Below are 17,769 nucleotides of genomic sequence, written 5' to 3' on the forward strand. Positions count from 1 at the left end.
TAAAGGAGCGTTGAAGCGTGAAAACGGGTATTTCGATTTATCTTTCCAGCCCTCTGCAGGATATTGAGCGGACGATTGAGCGTGGTGCTGCGGCGGGTGCGCGCTATGCGTTTACCTCACTGCATATTCCCGAGGATGGGGGAGCGGCGTATGCCGATAAGGTCCGTCATGTGCTGTCGCTGCTTTCCGCCCGCGGCATTGCGCTCATTGCCGATGTGGGGCCGCGCACGTGCGATTTGCTCGGGCTTGAGCGCATCGAGGACCTGCGCGATCTGGGGTTGGAATACCTTCGTTTGGACTATGGCTTTAGCGCCCAGCGGGTCGCGGAGCTGTCCGGTGTATTTCGCATTGTGGTCAATGCATCGACGGTGAGTTCTGATGAAATCGCATCGTGGCGTGAGGCCGGTGCCGATGTGACTCGTTTTGCCGCCTGCCACAATTTTTACCCCAAGCCTTATACCGGCTTAGCTCTGGAGGACATTGCTCGGGTGAATCTTCGTCTTGCGGCGCTTGGATTCGAAATCATGGCTTTTGTGCCGGGTGATGCTAACGTTCGCGGGCCGGTATTCGAGGGGCTGCCGACGGTTGAGGCGCAGCGCGGTCGCGCGTCAAAGGTTGCCCTCAACATGCTTGAGCTCGCACATGGCGCCGATTGCGACATTGTGTTGGTCGGCGACCCCGATCTTTCCGATGCGGGCTGGGCGCAGTTTGCTCAAGTTTCCGCCGGATACGTGGACCTGCAATGCGAGCTTGAGTCCAGTTATGCCTATGTACGTGGGCAGATTCATCACGACCGGCCCGATTCGAGCGTTCTCATCTTTAGGTCTCAGGAGTCGCGCACGACGCATAAGCCGGATTCCGTGCCGACGGATGCCGGAGCCGGCCTGCCGCGAAAGGCGGGGTCGATCGCTGTGAGCAATAGCGGCTATGGGCGCTACGAAGGCGAGCTTGAGATTGCTCGGGTCGATCTTCCCGGTGACGAGCGCATGAACGTTACGGGCCATATCACGCCCGAGGCAATGGAGCTGCTGCCGTTCATCAAACGCGGATTCGGGGTACGGTTCGTTTAGCGTGTGATCCGTGGGCTACAATTGGGCCATCGTGCGAAGGCGCCTCGTGTGGCGTGTGCCTGCGTTGGCCGATCTTTATTCGGAGGATTCTCATGACCGTACTGTTTGTTGAATATCCCAAGTGCTCGACCTGTAAGAAGGCTAAGGCATGGCTGGACGAACACGGGGTAGAGTATATCGACCGCGATATCGTTTTGGACAATCCCACGGCTGATGAGCTTGCGACCTGGATTGCTCGTTCGGGGCTGCCGGTGCGGCGCTTCTTCAATTCGTCGGGCATGAAATATCGAGAGCTGGGCCTGAAGGCGCGTCTGGATGCGGGCATGACGGATCGGGAGTGCTATGAGCTGCTGGCGACCGACGGCATGCTGGTCAAGCGTCCGCTGCTGGTGGGCGACGACTTTGCGATCCCCGGCTTTAGGGAAGCGGCTTGGGCCGAGGCGTTGCTGTAGCGGCTGCGGAAAGTGCGACCCGTTTTGAGTGCTCAGGGCGGGACGTGTTTTCCATCGGCGGGCTCGCTCGGCTCAATCCTCGAGCTGTGCCCATTCGTGCGGATCGTAGACCTTTACGTGCTTGTTGGGCTTGCCGCTCCAGTACTCCTCGTCCATAAAGGGCAGATATGCCTGAACGCCGGGGCAGATAAAGGGAATCCGCTGCTGTTGCAGTCGCTCGCGCTGGCGCTGCTCCAGGTGCGCCTCGGATATGACGGTCGGCATACCGGACAGCTCGACGAGGCTTACCTGGATTCGCTTAAGGTCGGGGAGTCCCGCGTGCCATGACATCCGCATGATCAAAAATGAGGCGCGGCGGTAGTTTGCCCGCATCACCGTGATGGCGGGGCGCAGTGTGGGATGGATCTTGTCCCGTTCGGGCCAAAGGTCAGCAGTGATCTCGAGGCCCAGGGTCTCCCATAGGTAATCAAGCTCTTCGTCCATGGCGCCTCGATATCTACGTGATCATTGATACTTCGATTGTGTTGCCTGGTGCTATCGTTTTCGCGGTAGAATCTGCCAACGGTTGACGGCTACCGCTCGCGGCGTTTTGCCCTTCGTGTGCAGCGGTCGACTTCACAGGTCCTTCACGTGTCGGCCGTATTTGACTGAATTTCAAAAAAGTCAAAATTAGGGCTTGCGTCACGGCGGGACTTCCCGTATATTTCTTTCTTGCGCAAAGGCACAGCCGAGCGCAGCGATGCAGTCATTGGGATGTCGTCTAATGGCAGGACAGCGGATTCTGGTTCCGTCAATGGGGGTTCGACTCCCTCCATCCCAGCCATTGCATTTGCTACATATGGCCCGTTCGTCTAGCGGTTTAGGACGCCGCCCTCTCAAGGCGGAGATCACCAGTTCGAATCTGGTACGGGCTACCAAAATTGAACGCCCGGGCCTCGTAAGAGACCCGGGTTTTGTGTATTGACCGATATTTAAGGCGCGCGTTGAGTCTGCCGCCCGGACCGAGGAGTTGTCATGGACCTGCCTATCAGCTTGGAAGACATCACGTATGCCGAGAACTATCTGGCGCAGGGCGACCTGGCTACGGCGACGCCGCTGCTTGAGCGTCTGGTGGAGCTCGCCGAGGAGTATATCGACGCTGAGTGCAAGACGGAGGAGAAACGCCAGTACTTTAGCTTCGACAGCAAGTTTGAGCGCCTGGCCTATCGCCGCGTGGAGAAGGATCCGCGCGAGCTGGTGCAGGTCGAGGTTCCCTTTGACCGCCTGTACTCCGACATGGCGTTTGCCTACATTCGCCAGCAGGATTATGTGAGTGCTCGGAATGCCCTGATGCAGGCCGTGCGTTGGGATCCCATGAACTGCAACTATCGCTTGGACTTGGCCGAGCTGTTCCGCGCGCTCGAGGACAAGCAGGAGTGGGCATCGCTCTCGTTCTCGGTGCTGGAGCGCGCGAGCGACGGTAAGTGCGCCGCACGTGCCTACACCAACTTGGGTCAGTACTTCTTGGAGCCCGAGACCGAGAACATTTCGGCAGCCGTGGGCTGCGCGCGTCTGGCGCTGCGCCTGGCGCCCAATGATGCGCATACGACGCGCCTGCTCAACAAGATCCATACCACCTATCCGGATGCCGCGGACGAGAGTGACGACCATGTGATGGGTGAGCTCGCCCTGCAGGGCGTGCCGACCTCGCCTTCGGCCGAGATCGCCATCTGCCTGATCATGTGCGCGACCGATGCTGCAAGCGACGGCGACAAGCAGGAGGCTACGCGTCTGACGGTGCGTGCTCGCGATTTGGTGGGCGAGGAGGCCTGCGCGGCGATTATCAAGCTGGTGCGCGAGAGCGATGCCGAGCTTAATGCCGAGCGCAGGGCAAAGCGCGAGGCTGCGGGTTCAAACGCCGATGGCGCCAAGGAGGCCGGCGATGCCCAGTAAGCGCGAGCGCAAGCTCATTTCCAAGAATCGCTCGGCACATCACGAGTACTTTATCGATGAGACGTTTGAGTGCGGTATTGAGCTGAGCGGTACCGAGGTCAAGTCGATTCGCGAGCGCGCGTGCCAGATTACCGATACCTTCGCACTGATTCGTGGTGGGGAGTGCTGGCTCGTCGGCCTGCATATCCACCCTTATAGCCATGGTGGCGTGTGGAATCGCGATCCCGACCGTCGGCGCCGTCTGCTGCTGCACCGCAAGGAGATCGACTTTCTTGACGGCAAACTTCGCAACCGCGGCTATGCGCTGGTGCCGCTGGAGCTCTACTTTAATACCGACGGCCGCGTAAAGCTGCTGCTGGGCCTAGGCCGCGGCAAGAAGCTTTACGACAAGCGCGAGGATATGGCCAAGCGCGATGTCCAGCGCGAGATCGACCGCGCCCTCAAGGAGCGCAATCGCTAGGCGTTCTGTATAAGTTGCGGTGGAATACGGACTGTTTTGCCTGTTTGAGGGGCTATTCAGTCCTTATTTCACCGCAACTGCGGGCGTCTCATCTTGCTTATACTGTTTTGACACATATGTCTCAAAGGTGGTGTCCGTTGTGGACGCCGCCTTTTTTGTGGGTACATACATCCATGAGGTTCCAACCCGGGTTAGGGGAGTGATTGTTATGGACAAAACTGCGTTCTTTACCATGCCGAGCGGTCTGTACGTGGTGAGCGCCGCGGCAGACGGGCTGCGCGCCGGCTGCGTCATCAACACTGCGGTGCAGGTGACGTCCATGCCGCCGCGCATTTCGGTTGCCGTGAACAAGGACAACGTCACCTCGGGCGTCATCGCTTCGGCCAAAGCGTTCGCGCTGACCGTGATCGATCAGACCGCCGATATGCTCTACATCGGTAACTTTGGGTTCCGCACCAGCAGCGATTATGACAAGTTTGCCAAATACGAGACCCGCGAGACGGCTCTGGGCATGCCCTATGTGCCCGAGCACGCGGCGGCCCTGTTTAGCTGCCATTTGATCGACACTGTGGATGTTGGCACGCATCTACTGTTTATCGGCGAGGTCGAGGATGCCGAGCGCTTGAGTGACGAGACGCCGCTCACCTACGATTACTACCATAAGGTCCTGAAGGGCAAGACGCCTCCGAAGGCGTCCTCGTATCAAGGCTAGAAATGTTTTAAAAATACTTGCATTATATTATTGAGAATCTATACTGATAAATGAAGTACATCACCAGTCGCGTTTGAGAGGAGAACATCATGGCTGAGGAGAAGAAGACGTATAAGTTCGTGTGCGTCGTTTGCGGTTACGAGGTTGAGGTCGATACGCCCGAGCTGCCCGAGGATTATGTGTGCCCGGTGTGCGGCGTCGGTCCCGATCAGTTTGAGCTCGTCGAGGAGTAGCTCGCAGACACACGGCGAAAGCCGAACATAGCTCTGTCCAAGGGCCTCGGTCGAATTCTCGGCCGGGGCCCTTTTCCTCCGCCCCCAAGGGATCACGGTTGCTGTTGGCCGATCCTGTCTGTTGTGAGTCCGGCCGACCTTTTGTCTCAATCTGTAACATCTAACGGTGGAAATTGGGCCCACTTGTTACATATCGAGACAAACCAAAACCGTCCGGCAGAAGATCTCAATCTGTAACATCTAGACATCGAAAGCGGGTCTAGATGTTACAGATCGAGACGTTTGCCTGAGTAGGTGCCCCGCCCCATTACATCCCTGTCAACAACACGACATCGAGAATCGTCACGATGGCACCGATCCCTACGAGCAGCGCGTTGAGCGGGCGCGAATTGGCATATTTGCCCATGACGCGGCGTGAGCTGGTGAGCCGTATGAGCACAAAGACCGTAATCGGCAGCTGAAGCGACAGCAGCGCCTGACTCCAGATGAGACCTTCAAAAGGATTTGGGACGACCAGGCACGCCGTCACTGCGCCGACGAAACAGGCCGCCACCCCGATCGAGGAATGTCGGTCGTGGATGTCGTATTCCTCGTCGAACATGCCCGCGGTGATGGTGCCCGCCGCCATGCCCGCCGTCACACTACTCGAGAGGCCCGCAAACAGCAGCGCTACCGCAAAGATGGTCGAGCTCGCCGGGCCCAAGATGGGGGAGAGCGTGGCCGCTGCGACGGCGAGGTCGTCTACGACCATGCCGTGCGCAAAGAAGGTCGTTGCGGCAAGGATGACCATGGCCGAGTTGATTGCCCAGCCCACGCCCATCGAAAAGAGCGTGTCGAAGAGCTCGTAGCGCAGACGTTCTTCGATAACCTGCTCGCCTTGGCCTTCGAAGTGCATGGATTGGATGACCTCGGAGTGCAGAAAAAGGTTGTGTGGCATAACGACCGCACCCAGAACGCTCACGATAATCGCGGCAGAGCCAGTGGGCATACTAGGCGTGATCCAGCTTGCGGCGGCTTGCGGCCAGTCGACCTTGACTAGTGCAAGCTCGGCCAAAAACGAGAGTCCTACCACGCCTACGAAGGCGATGATCCAGCGTTCGGCATGCTTGTAGGAGTTCGTCATGAGCATCGCCATCGATACTGCCGCCACGATGACGCAGCCCGCGCGCACGGGCAGCCCAAAGAGCATTTGAAGGGCAATCGCGCCACCCAGGACTTCGGCCATGGCGGTGGCGACAGTCGCGAGATAGGCGCTGGCGAGCACGGCACGTCCCGCGGGGCGGGGCAGGAAGCGAGTCGTGGCCTCGGCAAGACAGGCGCCCGTGGCGATGCCCAAGTGCGCCGCGTTGTGCTGCAGGACGATGAGCATAATCGTGGACAGCGTGACGATCCACAGCAGCGCGTAGCCAAACTGCGAGCCCGCGGCCATATTGGAGGCCCAGTTGCCCGGGTCGATAAAGCCGACGGTGACGAGCAGCCCGGGGCCGATATGCCGCGCAATGTCTAGGCCTCCGTGACCACCGGTGCGTCGGGAGCCAAAGCGTTGTTTGAGATGGTTGAGCATGGTGCGCTCCTGCGTATGGACGGCGTGACGTCGCATCTGGGTCGTGCGGCGCCACGCGTCGGATTTGGGTTGGGGCTACTTGTGCGCTTTGCCCTGATTGGCCACGGCGTCGATCTTGGCGGCGATGGTCGCCGGGTCGCCGATGTAGCGCTTGTCGAGGACGTTGAAATCGGTGTCGAAGGTGTAGACGAGCGGCACGCCGGTGGGGATGTTGACCTTGAGGATCTCCTCGGGCGTGAGGTGCTCGAGCTTCATGACGAGTGAGCGCAGGGAGTTGCCGTGTGCGGCGATGAGTACGCGCTTGCCGGCGAGCATCTGGGGGCGAATCTCGTCTTCGAAATAAGGCCAGGCGCGGGCGATCGTGTCCTTGAGGCACTCGGTATAGGGCAGCTGATCGGGCGCGACATCACGGTATTGCTCCTGGGTGTGGGGATCGCGCGCGTCGTCCGGCTCGAGTGCCGGCGGGCAGACATCGAAGGAGCGGCGCCAGATGAGCACCTGCTCGTCGCCGTGCTCCGCTGCGGCATCGGCCTTGTTGAGACCCTGCAACGCTCCGTAGTGGCGCTCGTTGAGCTTCCAGGATTTGATGACGGGCAGCCACTCGCGATCCATTTGGCCGAGCACGATGTTGAGGGTGTGGATCGCGCGCTTGAGGCGCGAAGTGTAGCAGACGTCAAAGTCGAAACCGGCTTCTTTGAGGGCTCGACCGCCTGCTGCGGCTTCTTCGCGGCCCGTGTCGGTGAGCTCAACATCGGTCCAGCCGGTGAACAGGTTGAGCTTGTTCCACTCGGACTCTCCGTGACGGATAAGGACGAGTTGCATCGTCTGCTGGTCTGCTCGGTGCGCCATAGGGGCCTCCTTGATCTGGCACGGTGTGCGTGCCGTTTGCTTGACGCCGCAAAGGATACCCGTTTTAAGCTTGAAAGTTAACCAAGACTAACAAAATTGTTGTATTTGAATAGGGTGATGAAGGGGGGCTGCGAACTGTCTTGATCTGTAACAACTAGGGATGGAAATTGGGCCTAGGTGTTACGGATCGAGACAGGAAGAAATGGTCCTATGGAAAATCTCGATCTGTAACAGCTGACCGCCAAAGCCGGCCCTTCGTGTTACAGATTGAGATGTTCGGAATTGTCTCTCGAAAACATCTCAATCTGTAACAGTAAGTCGTCGAAATTGGGTCTTCCTGTTACAGATTGAGATGTTTGAAGCGGTGAGCTTACAGGCCGAACTTGGGGCCCTTGTTGTCGCCCTTGAGGTCGGCGGTGTCCACTCGTAGGGCGTGCGTTACGCGATTGTTTCGAAACGGGCGGGAAACACAGCGGGCCGGCGATGCTCCTAGTATGCCTATTCAACTGACTGTCTTATATCTAGGGGAGGATCGCGATGCAGGCAGATTCCGCTCAGCAGCAGGGCCTTTATCGCCCCGAATTCGACCACGATGCATGCGGCATCGGCGCGCTTGCCGATATCAACGGCGAGCGCCATCACCAGATTCTGGACGACGCGCTGTCCATTTTGGTTAACTTGGAGCACCGCGGCGGCACGGGACTCGAGAAGAACACCGGCGACGGTGCCGGTATCCTGTTCCAGGTTCCGCATCACTTTTTTCGAAAAGAGGCCCAAAAGTGCGGTCAGATTCTGCCGGCGGAGGGCGACTATGGCGTGGCCATGCTGTTCTTTCCGCAGGACGATAAGGGCGTAGAGGATGCCCGTCGCGTGTTTGAGGAAGGCTGCGCCGAGGCCGGCGTGCCGCTGCTCTTTTGGCGCGAGGTGCCGGTCGATCCGCACGACCTGGGCGAGACGGCCCGCGCCTGCATGCCCACCATCTTGCAGGCTTTCCTGGGCCGTCCGGACGACACGCCCGCCGGCGATGCCTTCGAGCGTCGCCTGTACGTGTGCCGCCGTACCATCGAGAAGAAGGCCGACGCCGAGTTTGCTCTGCGCGACAAGATCTTCTACGTGTGCTCCATGAGCTCGCGCACCATCGTGTACAAGGGCATGCTGGTCGCCACGCAGATGCGTCGCTTCTTCATCGACCTCAACGATGCCGCCGTCAAAACGGCTGTGGCGCTCGTCCACTCGCGCTACTCCACCAACACCACGCCCAGCTGGGAGCGTGCGCACCCCAACCGTTTTATCATTCACAACGGCGAGATCAACACCCTTAAGGGCAACGTCAACTGGATTCGCGCCCGCGAGCCCAACCTGTACAGCCCCGTGCTGCAGCACGATCTTGAGCGCGTGATGCCCATCATCAACCGCGAGGGTTCCGACTCCGCGATTCTGGACAACGTTCTCGAGTTTTTGGTTATGAACGGTCGCCCGCTTACGCGTGCCGCATCCATGCTGTTGCCCGAGCCGTGGGACCACAACGACAGCCTGAGCGAGGAACGTCGCGCCTACGACGCCTACCAGTCCATGCTCATGGAGCCCTGGGACGGCCCGGCCGCCATCGCCTTTACCGACGGTCGCACGCTGGGTGCCGCCCTCGACCGCAACGGCCTGCGCCCCGCCCGCTACTACGTGACGCGCGACGGCCGCTTTATGCTGGCGAGCGAGGTGGGCACCATCGAGGTGAGCCCCGAGAACATCCTGACGAGCGGCTGTCTGGGACCGGGCCAGATGCTCGAGGTCGATTTTGCCCGCGGCCGCGTCATCTACAACGACGAGCTGCGCGCCCGTTACGCCAAGGAAAAGCCCTACCGTGATTGGATTGCCGAGGAGACGCTGACCGTCGACGCACTCGACAAGCCCGCCGCGCCCGCGCCCGCCGAGGACGCCGAGGTGCCCGCCGCCGTGCGCATGGCCAAGCTCGGGTATCACTGGGATGATGTTGACGAGGTCGTGCGCCCCATGGCCCAGCAGGGCAAGGCGCCGCTCGCCTCAATGGGTATCGATGCGCCGCTGGCCTGCCTGTCCAAGAAGACGCGCTCGTTCTTTGACTACTTCTATCAACTATTCGCTCAGGTCACGAACCCACCCATCGACGCCCTGCGCGAGCATATGGTCACCTCGACCACGCTCTACCTGGGCAACCACGGCAACCTGCTCGAGGACTCCCGTACGGCCTGTCAGCTGGTGCGCCTGGAGCGTCCGCTGCTGAGCGAGGAGGAGTTTGACCGCATCTGCGCCATCGACCGCGTGGGCTTTAAGACTCGCCGCTTCCGTGCCGTCTACCGCCGCGACGCCGGCGAGGGCGCACTGCAGGCTGCGCTCAAGCAGCTTGCCGAGGACGTTGAGGCTGCGGTCCGCGACGGCGTGAACATCGTGGTGCTGAGTGATCGTGCCGCTGCGGGCGAGGTGCCCGTGCCGTCGCTGCTCGCCGTGGGCTGCGTGCACAACCACCTGATCCGCGCCGGCGTGCGCACCTTTGCCGACATCGTGGTGGAGTGCGGCGATGCCGTGTCTCCGCACGACTTTGCGGCACTGGTGGGCTACTCCGCGAGCGGCATCTATCCGTACAACGCACATGTGTGCATCCGCGATCTGGCGGCACGCGGCGACCTGGACATGACGGCCGAGCAGGGCATCGCCAACTACAATAAGGCTGCGACGGCGGGCATCGTCTCCATCATGTCCAAGATGGGCATCTCCACGGTGCAGAGCTACCATTCGGCGCAGATCTTCGAAGCCGTGGGCTTTACGCCGGAGTTCGTCAACGCGTATTTCGCCGGCACGGTGAGCCGTGTGGGCGGTATGGGTGTCGAGGACGTCGAGCGCGAGCAGAATGAGCGCTATGATGCCGCGCTTGCCATCCTTAAGAGCCCGGCTCCCGATCAGCTGCCCACACTGGGCCTGACCAAGTGGCGCCCGTTCGGTGGTGAGGATCACCTGATCGACCCTCAGGCCGTCTACCTGCTGCAGACCGCCTGCCGTGAGGACAGCTACGACACCTTTAAGGAGTACAGCGCCCGCCTGCACCGCACCGGTCGTGCCGTGCGCCTACGCGACCTGCTCGACTTTAATGCCAGCGGCCGCACGCCGATTTCGCTCGACGAGGTGGAGCCCGCGCTCAACATCGTCCGCCGCTTTAACACCGGCGCCATGTCGTACGGTTCCATCAGCAAAGAGGCACACGAGTGCATGGCCATTGCCATGAACCGCCTGCACGGCCGCTCCAACTCGGGCGAGGGTGGCGAGGATCCGCGTCGCGAGACCCCGCTGGCCAACGGCGACTCCAAGAACTCCGCGATCAAGCAGGTGGCAAGTGCGCGCTTTGGCGTGACGAGCCGCTACCTGTGCAGTGCCTTCGAGATTCAAATTAAGATGGCCCAGGGCGCCAAGCCCGGAGAGGGCGGCCACCTGCCCGGCAAGAAGGTCTATCCCTGGATCGCCGAGGTCCGTCAGTCCACGCCCGGCATCGGCCTGATCTCGCCTCCGCCGCACCACGACATCTACTCCATCGAGGACCTGGCAGAGCTGATCTTTGACCTTAAGAACGCCAACCCCGGCGCGCGCGTGTCGGTCAAGCTGGTCAGCGAGGCCGGCGTCGGCACCATCGCCACCGGTGTGGCTAAGGGCGCTGCCGACAAGATCTTGATCAGCGGCCACAATGGCGGCTCGGGTGCCGCTGCGCGCGACTCTATCTGGCATGCGGGTCTGCCGCTGGAGCTCGGCCTTGCCGAGGCCCAGCAGACGCTGCTGCAAAACGGCCTGCGCTCGCGCGTGGTGCTCGAGGCCGACGGCAAACTCATGGACGGCACCGATGTCGCCGTCGCCTGCTTGCTGGGTGCCGAGGAGTTTGGTTTTGCGACCATGCCGCTCATCTCGATGGGCTGCCTCATGCAGCGCGACTGCCAGCAGGATACCTGCCCGGCCGGCATCGCCACGCAAAACTGCCGCCTGCGTCGTGGCTTCCGCGGCAAGCCCGAGCACGTCGAGCACTTTATGCTCTTTGTTGCCGAGCAGCTGCGCGAGGTCATGGCGAGCCTGGGCTTCCGCACCGTCGACGAGATGGTCGGCCATCCCGAGTGCCTGCGCCAGATCGAGGTCCCGGGCAACCGCAAGGCCAACCTGCTCGATCTGTCGCCCGTGCTGGCGAGCGCGACCTGCGAGTTCGGTGCCCACATTCCGGGTGCCGACGGTCGTCACTTCCTGCCGCAGATGGCTGCCGACAGTGAGCTCGACAAGACGCTCGACTCCACGCTGTTTGTGCCCTACACGGCCGATGCTCGTGCGCACCTGCGTCCGATTCGCTTCCGCGCCGATATCGCAAACGTCAACCGCTGCGTTGGCACCATTCTGGGCAACGCGGTGACCAAGGCGCATCCCGAGGGCCTGCCCGCCGGCTCCATCACCATCGATTGCGATGGATCGGCTGGTCAGAGCTTTGGCGCGTTCCTGCCGCGCGGCATTACGCTCAACGTGTGCGGTGACGCCAATGACTACTTTGGCAAGGGCCTTTCGGGCGGCGAGGTGTCGGTGCGCCCCAACCCGCATGCGACCTACAAGTTCGACGAGAACATCATCGTGGGCAACGTTGCGTTCTTTGGCGCCACGAGCGGCCGCGGCTTCATTAACGGTCTTGCCGGCCAGCGTTTTGCCGTGCGCAACTCCGGTGCCACCGTGGTGGTCGAGGGCTGCGGCAACCATGGCTGCGAGTACATGACGGGCGGTCTGGCGCTCATCCTGGGCGAGGTCGGGCAGAATTTTGCCGCCGGCATGACGGGCGGCGTGGCCTACGTCTTTGACCAATACGGCACGCTCGGCGCCCGCGTGAACCACGAGAGCGTGGAGCTCAAGGCCCCGACGGCCGACGAGCTAGCGCAGATTCGCGAGCTCATCCAGGAGCACGTGGACGCGACGCAGAGCCCGCGCGGCATTAAGTTGCTGTACAGCTTTGAGACGATGAGCAAGCACTTTGTGAAGGTCATTCCGACCGAGTACGAGCGCGTGCTGGCAATTGTCGCTGCGGCCGAGGCTGCCGGGAAGACGCATGCTCAGGCCGAGGAGCTGGCGTTTGACATCGTGACCGGTCGCGCGAGTGCCGCGGATGTTGCTCGCTTCGATGCTGCGGGCGATGCTGCGGGCGGTGCTGCGGGCGCTGCGTCCGTGGCTGCCAGCCCTGTTGCTTCGACCAAGAAGGAGGCGTAAGTGCCATGGGTAAGCCCGGTGCTTTTCTTGATATCGATCGCGTGACCCACGAGCTGCGTCCCGTGGAGGAGCGCAGTCATGATTTTGATCCCCTGTATGTGGAGCTCGATGACGACGCACGTCGCGCCCAGGCGAGCCGCTGCATGATGTGCGGCGTGGCGTTTTGCCAGATGGGCGCGAGCTTTGGCAAGGCACGTCCGAGCGGCTGCCCGCTGCACAACTTGATTCCCGAGTGGAACGAGCTGGTGTACCGCGGCCGCTGGGATGAGGCTGCCGAGCGCCTGTCGCTCACCTCGCCCATGCCTGAGTTCACGAGCCGCGTGTGCCCGGCACTGTGCGAGGCCGCGTGCAACCTGGGCTCGGTCGACGGCCAACCCACGACGATTCACGATAACGAGCGTGCGATCAGCGACCATGAGTGGGGAAACGGCGGCCCACGTCGCTTTGAGCCGGCAGGGGAGGACGCGCCCTCGGTCGCCGTGGTTGGTTCCGGCCCGGCTGGCCTGGTGGCAGCATGGGAGCTTGCGCGTCGCGGTGCTCGCGTGACGGTGTTTGAGCGCGACGACCGCCCCGGCGGCCTACTCATGTACGGCATTCCCAACATGAAGCTCGAGAAGTCTGTGGTCGAGCGTCGCGTGGCGCTCATGCGCGAGCTGGGTATTGTGTTCGAGCTGGGCGCCGACGTGAGCGATCCCAAGGTTACCGCCAGGCTCGACGACTTTGACGCCGCCGTGGTGGCTGCCGGCGCCCGTGCTCCGCGTGGACTTTCGGCTGCGAACATTGATGCCCCGGGCGTGGTGTATGCCGTGGACTACCTGACGGCTTCGACCGTCTCGGTGCTCGATGGCGGTGAGCCTGCTATTGACGCACGCGGCCTGGACGTCGTGGTCATTGGCGGTGGCGATACCGGCAACGACTGCGTGGGTACCGCGGTGCGTCAGGGCGCGCGCAGCGTGCGCCAGTTTGAGTTCTTGCCGGCTGCGCCCGATAAGCGCGCGGCAGGCAACCCCTGGCCGCAGTGGCCCAACGTGAAGAAGACCGACTACGGCCAGCAGGAGGCTATCGCTGCCATGGGCGGCGAGATGCGCGCTTGGGGCGTGGACACGCTCGAGGTGCTGCTGGACAAGAAGGGCGCGGCTGCGGGTCTGCGCGTGGTCGATCTGGATTGGTCGGCCGGCAAGCCCGAACGCATTGCGGGCTCCGAGCACGAGGTGCCGGCGCAGCTGGTGCTCATCGCCTGTGGCTTTACGGGTCCGGAACACAGCGTGTTCGAAGCTGTCGGCGTGCCCGTTGCCACGGCGGGCCGCCCGCTGCCCGTGATGGCTTCCGAGGGCTCGCACCTTGCGGCCCGCGTGGATGGTGTTGCTGCGGATGCCGTGCCGGTGTATGTGGCGGGTGATGCCCGCAACGGCAGCTCGCTCGTGGTGAACGCCATGGCCGATGCCCTGGCCTGCGCAGCCGAAGTCGCCGACGCGCTGGAACTGTAAAGTAGTCACGGAGATACTCAACAATCGAATCGGAAAGGGCTGTCCCTAACTGCCGGCACAAAAGGAACGTCCCTAAGTGCCGGCAGTTAGGGACGTTCCTTTTCTGTCGGCACTCGGGGACACTCCTTGCGGATTTGCGAGCAGTTTGCTCGTTTGTCGACGTACGGATGTTCATTTGTCGACTTCTCGGGCTGTGGTCACCTGTTGTTTCTGTGGTGGCTGCGGGCATCTGGCTCAAAAGGGCGGGTTGGCCGTCTATGTCTACCTGCGGTTTTGTTGCGGTGCGCATTTTCGATCAAGCTTTTCGTCAAGTGTTTGGTCAGTATCTGGTTTGCAGTCGGAGGCCTATTTTGCCCGCGCTGGTCGTGGCTGCCCACCTTCCTCGTAAGCTCAAATTGAGGTCCATCAGTTTGAGGAGGATGCCATGACTGACCACGCTTTTGACCGAGCAGAGCTAGCCGAAGCCGTCGGCAACGATATTGCCGACATGGCTCACTTTTGGATGCTGCGGAAGTTTCAATTCCTGGAGCCGGCGCGCGAACAGTTCGAGATCATTGTCGACCCGTGGCTCAGCTATTGCACTGAGCCTTCGCAAAACGAAATCATGGCCTACAACATGGCGTTTACCGATTGGCTGCTGTTTGAGCGCCCCTATCGCCATGGCAAAACGCTGCTCGAGCTGTATGTTGACGAGCCGCCGGCATCGCTTTCGCCTGCCTCGCTCAAGCGGCTCGAGCAGGTACGCGACACGCAGTATTTCTCGCGCTTTGGCATTTTGGACAAGAATCCTGCGTCCGGCATGGTCGTGCTGAAGGACACGCGCACCGATCATCGCTTTGATGTCTACGATCCGCATATCGTGCAGAAGGAGCACTGGAGTGACGGCGCGATTGCGGTGCGCCTCGCCTGCGTCGACGATGTCTGGCTTACGGCGGGACAGCTCTACCTGTATGACATCGCGCGGCTGAGCGATACGGCGGTCGATGGGCCGGGTGCGGTGCATCCGGAGGACCTGCAGGACGGCTTTGACACCTCGTGCATCAGCTTCTTCTTGCGTCTGGTCCGCGACATCATGGGCGCCCAGGGGCGGTACGTAAAGTCGCTCAACATCTACGAGCAGGAGTGGGGGTAGAGGATGGGCGGTTGTCGCCTGCCTTGCCTTCTGCCCTTTTGTCTCGATGTGTAACGTTTAACGGCCTGGGGGCGGCCTAACTGTTACAGATTGAGATGTTTCGTCAGCACGGCCGAAGTATCGCCACGCTGTCTCCGTTTGCCCTCACATCTCTCTCGTCCCTCCGTTAACCGATATGCTCGACTTTAGGTCGCTGCATTGGGTGATAATGGACAAATGTTCAAGTTAATCGTGAGGGAGGAGCTCGATATGGCGACTGCCGATCGTTCCACGTTGTTTATCAATGCGACCATTCTGGATGGTTCGGAGCATATGGAGCCGCAACCCGATATGGCCGTGACTGTTGAGCGCGGCGTCATCACCTGGATGGGGCCGAGTGCTGTGGCGCAGGCGCCCGCGGGTGCCGAGGTTATCGACCTGGGCGGTGCGTATCTCATGCCCGGTCTCATCAATATGCACGCGCACCTGTGCGGCTCGGGCAAGCCTGTCTCGGCCGGCGATGCGGGAGCGCTGATGAAGAAGCTCGATAATCCCGTGGGGCGTGCCATCGTCCGCCGCATCCTCAAGGGCAGTGCCCAGCAGCAGCTGGCAAGCGGCGTGACCACGGTGCGCGGCGCGGGCGACCCGCTGTTTGCCGACATTGCCGTGCGCGACGCTATCGACGCCGGTAAGTATCAGGGTCCGCGTCTGGTAGCGCCGGGAACGGGCGTCACGGTGCCGGGCGGCCATGGTGCGGGCTTGTTCGCCCAGGTCGCCAATACGCCCGACGAGGCGGCCGAACAGGTGCGCGACTTGTACGCTCGTGGTGCCGACGTCATCAAGTTGTTCGTGACGGGTGGCGTGTTCGACGCGACCGAAGTTGGCGAGCCGGGCGTGCTGCGCATGCCGATCGATGTTGTCGCGGCGGCGTGCAAGGCGGCGCACGAGGTGGGCCTGCCGGTTATGGCTCATGTCGAGAGCACCGAGGGCGTGAAGGCCGCGCTTGAGGCCGGGGTCGACACGATCGAGCACGGTGCCCCGATGACGCCCGAGATCCTGGAGCTGTATCGCGGCGCCGCGGGCACACAGCTCGAGGGACGCGCGCCGAGCGTGACCTGCACGATCAGCCCGGCGCTGCCGTTTGTATTGCTCGACCCGGAAAAGACCCATTCGACCGATACACAAAAGAAGAACGGCGACATCGTGTGCTCGGGCATCATCGAGAGCGCCCGTGCCGCGCTGGAAGCTGGCATTAAGGTGGGCCTGGGCACGGACTCAAGCTGCCCGTTCGTGACGCAGTACGACATGTGGCGTGAGGCGGCCTATTTTGCCAAGTATGTCGGTGTGAGCAACGCCTTCGCGCTGCATACGGCTACGCAAGTCAACGCCGAGCTGCTGGGGCTGGGCGGCGAGACCGGTACGATCGAGTGCGGCAAGGCCGCCGATATCCTGGTGACGCGCAAGAATCCGCTCGATGACCTGTGCGCTCTGCGTGAGCCGACGCATGTGATGTGTCGCGGTGATTTGGTACGCAAGCTCAAGGTGAAGCGTATTCCCGAGGTGGACGCCGAGCTCGACGCGATTATGGCCATGCCTGCCGAAGCGCTGGCTGAGGAGCTGGCCCGCGACGGTGTGGCGTAGATGTGACAAAGGGGCAGCTCCGTTGCCGCATGCAAAAAGCTGAGGTCTCAACACGAGGCCTCGGCTTTTTTATCGAACAAATACTTAAGATTTGGGACAAACAAACCTGATTAATTTGTCCCGCGTGCGGGCGTTAGGAGCGGGTTTCCATCTTGGCGTGGCACTTGGGGCAGGTGACGCGGATCTTGCCTTTGCCCTTGGGGACGGAGAGCATCTGGCCGCAGTTGGGGCACTTGAGGTATGCTGTGGTCTTGCGACCCTTCCACATCTTCTTGGCCGTGCGCTTGGCACGCTCAAAGTCTTCCTTGCTGGTACCGGCCGTGCGCGAGGCGTTGGCAGCCGCGGCGCCGCTACCCAAGCTCGCGACGAACTTGCCCAGGCCGGGGACGTTAGCGGTCGCGGCGACAAAGGCCGCGTTTTCCTTGCGACGTGCGTCGATGTTTTTGGACAGGCCGCGCAGCACGCCAATCACGATTACGGCGATGGCAATCCAGCTGAGCCACTGGATATGGGCTATCGATCCGATCATCGCGATGACGATGCCGACAAAGCCCATAACGATGGTGAGCTCATCGGCGCCATTGCGGCCCTTCATAAAGTCATTCATGCAAATTGCCTTTCGTTCGATATGCTGCACGCCTTTATACCCGATTTAGAGCAAGGGGGACAGGTCAATCTGCACCAAGGTGGTGCAAACATACCTGTCCCCGATGCACCAAGAAGGTGCAAAGCAGTCCGTCCCCAATGCCCCAATTACTTGGAGAGCTTGTCGACGACGCGTTCGATCTCGGCGAGCTTGGCGGCCTTGAGGTCTTCGTCGCCCGATTCGATTGCCGAAGTCACGCAGCCCTCGATATGCGCCTTGAGCACGTCGGCGTTGATGCGCGCAATGAGCGCCTGCGTTGCCATGAGCTGCGTGGAAATATCGACGCAGTAACGGTCCTCATCGACCATCCGCAAGATGCCGTCGATCTGGCCGCGTGCCGTCTTGAGCATGCGGGTTACCGATTT

Annotated in this window: 15 protein-coding genes and 2 tRNA genes; 12 read left to right on the forward strand and 5 right to left on the reverse strand. The window is 61.4% G+C overall.

Going from position 1 to position 17,769, the window contains the following annotated elements; translation table 11 throughout:
- The first annotated feature begins 17 nt into the window (after positions 1-17).
- Positions 18-1,070, forward strand: coding sequence for a MupG family TIM beta-alpha barrel fold protein (locus tag DWZ22_RS05900; protein ID WP_118405661.1), 1,053 nt, complete (start codon positions 18-20; stop codon positions 1,068-1,070).
- A 92-nt stretch (positions 1,071-1,162) separates the two neighbouring features.
- Complete coding sequence (locus DWZ22_RS05905) at positions 1,163-1,522, forward strand: arsenate reductase family protein (RefSeq protein WP_006235321.1); 360 nt, start codon at positions 1,163-1,165, stop codon at positions 1,520-1,522.
- A gap of 72 nt (positions 1,523-1,594) precedes the next feature.
- Here the strand turns inward: DWZ22_RS05905 and DWZ22_RS05910 are convergent, their stop codons facing one another.
- Complete coding sequence (locus tag DWZ22_RS05910; protein WP_118405662.1) at positions 1,595-2,005, reverse strand: hypothetical protein; 411 nt, start codon at positions 2,003-2,005, stop codon at positions 1,595-1,597.
- A gap of 266 nt (positions 2,006-2,271) precedes the next feature.
- Here DWZ22_RS05910 and DWZ22_RS05915 point away from each other — a divergent pair.
- From DWZ22_RS05915 to DWZ22_RS05940, 6 genes are all read left to right on the forward strand, one after another.
- Positions 2,272-2,345 (forward strand) — tRNA-Gln (locus DWZ22_RS05915).
- 17 nt (positions 2,346-2,362) lie between these two features.
- Positions 2,363-2,439: transfer RNA gene (locus DWZ22_RS05920), tRNA-Glu, on the forward strand.
- A 97-nt stretch (positions 2,440-2,536) separates the two neighbouring features.
- Positions 2,537-3,454, forward strand: coding sequence for a hypothetical protein (locus tag DWZ22_RS05925; RefSeq protein ID WP_117564212.1), 918 nt, complete (start codon positions 2,537-2,539; stop codon positions 3,452-3,454).
- A complete protein-coding gene (gene smpB, locus DWZ22_RS05930; RefSeq protein ID WP_006235325.1) occupies positions 3,444-3,914 on the forward strand; it encodes an SsrA-binding protein SmpB in 471 nt (156 codons plus the stop codon). The genes DWZ22_RS05925 and smpB overlap by 11 nt, the downstream gene beginning before the upstream one ends.
- A gap of 208 nt (positions 3,915-4,122) precedes the next feature.
- Positions 4,123-4,626, forward strand: a complete 504-nt coding sequence (locus DWZ22_RS05935) for a flavin reductase family protein (RefSeq protein ID WP_055251877.1) — start codon at positions 4,123-4,125, stop codon at positions 4,624-4,626.
- An 89-nt stretch (positions 4,627-4,715) separates the two neighbouring features.
- Positions 4,716-4,859, forward strand: coding sequence for a rubredoxin-like domain-containing protein (locus DWZ22_RS05940; RefSeq protein ID WP_055251878.1), 144 nt, complete (start codon positions 4,716-4,718; stop codon positions 4,857-4,859).
- Between the two features lie 307 nt (positions 4,860-5,166).
- Here DWZ22_RS05940 and DWZ22_RS05945 read toward each other — a convergent pair whose 3' ends face one another.
- Together DWZ22_RS05945 and gpmA are read right to left on the reverse strand one after the other, a co-directional pair.
- Positions 5,167-6,423 (reverse strand): Nramp family divalent metal transporter, encoded by a 1,257-nt coding sequence (locus DWZ22_RS05945; protein ID WP_117629562.1) that lies wholly within the window; start codon positions 6,421-6,423, stop codon positions 5,167-5,169.
- A gap of 75 nt (positions 6,424-6,498) precedes the next feature.
- Positions 6,499-7,245 carry a 2,3-diphosphoglycerate-dependent phosphoglycerate mutase gene (gene gpmA / locus DWZ22_RS05950; protein WP_199580041.1) on the reverse strand — a complete coding sequence of 249 codons (747 nt, stop codon included), beginning with the start codon at positions 7,243-7,245 and terminating at the stop codon, positions 6,499-6,501.
- A gap of 564 nt (positions 7,246-7,809) precedes the next feature.
- Between gpmA and gltB the strand changes: the two genes are divergently transcribed.
- From gltB to DWZ22_RS05970, 4 genes are all read left to right on the forward strand, one after another.
- Positions 7,810-12,519 carry a glutamate synthase large subunit gene (gene gltB / locus DWZ22_RS05955; RefSeq protein ID WP_118405664.1) on the forward strand — a complete coding sequence of 1,570 codons (4,710 nt, stop codon included), beginning with the start codon at positions 7,810-7,812 and terminating at the stop codon, positions 12,517-12,519.
- 5 nt (positions 12,520-12,524) lie between these two features.
- The gene (locus tag DWZ22_RS05960) at positions 12,525-14,006 is read left to right on the forward strand and encodes a glutamate synthase subunit beta (RefSeq protein ID WP_117797456.1); all 1,482 of its coding nucleotides are present in this window, start codon (positions 12,525-12,527) and stop codon (positions 14,004-14,006) included.
- 424 nt (positions 14,007-14,430) lie between these two features.
- Positions 14,431-15,138, forward strand: a complete 708-nt coding sequence (locus tag DWZ22_RS05965) for a hypothetical protein (protein WP_117797457.1) — start codon at positions 14,431-14,433, stop codon at positions 15,136-15,138.
- A gap of 249 nt (positions 15,139-15,387) precedes the next feature.
- Positions 15,388-16,758 carry an amidohydrolase family protein gene (locus DWZ22_RS05970; protein ID WP_233546459.1) on the forward strand — a complete coding sequence of 457 codons (1,371 nt, stop codon included), beginning with the start codon at positions 15,388-15,390 and terminating at the stop codon, positions 16,756-16,758.
- Between the two features lie 133 nt (positions 16,759-16,891).
- Here the strand turns inward: DWZ22_RS05970 and DWZ22_RS05975 are convergent, their stop codons facing one another.
- Positions 16,892-17,365 carry a hypothetical protein gene (locus DWZ22_RS05975; RefSeq protein WP_117716904.1) on the reverse strand — a complete coding sequence of 158 codons (474 nt, stop codon included), beginning with the start codon at positions 17,363-17,365 and terminating at the stop codon, positions 16,892-16,894.
- Between the two features lie 146 nt (positions 17,366-17,511).
- Positions 17,512-17,769 (reverse strand): metal-sensing transcriptional repressor (locus tag DWZ22_RS05980; protein WP_118405666.1); only part of this gene is annotated, 258 nt, incomplete at its 5' end.

This window comes from Collinsella sp. AF31-11 (assembly GCF_003475605.1).
GTDB lineage: Bacteria > Actinomycetota > Coriobacteriia > Coriobacteriales > Coriobacteriaceae > Collinsella.

Bases quoted from the DNA above. Each gene is read 5' to 3' on its own strand.
- DWZ22_RS05905 (WP_006235321.1), top strand. From the start codon at position 1,163: ATGACCGTACTGTTTGTTGAATATCCCAAGTGCTCGACCTGTAAGAAG.
- DWZ22_RS05910 (WP_118405662.1), bottom strand. From the start codon at position 2,005: ATGGACGAAGAGCTTGATTACCTATGGGAGACCCTGGGCCTCGAGATC.
- DWZ22_RS05925 (WP_117564212.1), top strand. From the start codon at position 2,537: ATGGACCTGCCTATCAGCTTGGAAGACATCACGTATGCCGAGAACTAT.
- smpB (WP_006235325.1), top strand. From the start codon at position 3,444: ATGCCCAGTAAGCGCGAGCGCAAGCTCATTTCCAAGAATCGCTCGGCA.
- DWZ22_RS05935 (WP_055251877.1), top strand. From the start codon at position 4,123: ATGGACAAAACTGCGTTCTTTACCATGCCGAGCGGTCTGTACGTGGTG.
- DWZ22_RS05940 (WP_055251878.1), top strand. From the start codon at position 4,716: ATGGCTGAGGAGAAGAAGACGTATAAGTTCGTGTGCGTCGTTTGCGGT.
- DWZ22_RS05945 (WP_117629562.1), bottom strand. From the start codon at position 6,423: ATGCTCAACCATCTCAAACAACGCTTTGGCTCCCGACGCACCGGTGGT.
- gpmA (WP_199580041.1), bottom strand. From the start codon at position 7,245: ATGCAACTCGTCCTTATCCGTCACGGAGAGTCCGAGTGGAACAAGCTC.
- gltB (WP_118405664.1), top strand. From the start codon at position 7,810: ATGCAGGCAGATTCCGCTCAGCAGCAGGGCCTTTATCGCCCCGAATTC.
- DWZ22_RS05960 (WP_117797456.1), top strand. From the start codon at position 12,525: ATGGGTAAGCCCGGTGCTTTTCTTGATATCGATCGCGTGACCCACGAG.
- DWZ22_RS05965 (WP_117797457.1), top strand. From the start codon at position 14,431: ATGACTGACCACGCTTTTGACCGAGCAGAGCTAGCCGAAGCCGTCGGC.
- DWZ22_RS05970 (WP_233546459.1), top strand. From the start codon at position 15,388: ATGGCGACTGCCGATCGTTCCACGTTGTTTATCAATGCGACCATTCTG.
- DWZ22_RS05975 (WP_117716904.1), bottom strand. From the start codon at position 17,365: ATGAATGACTTTATGAAGGGCCGCAATGGCGCCGATGAGCTCACCATC.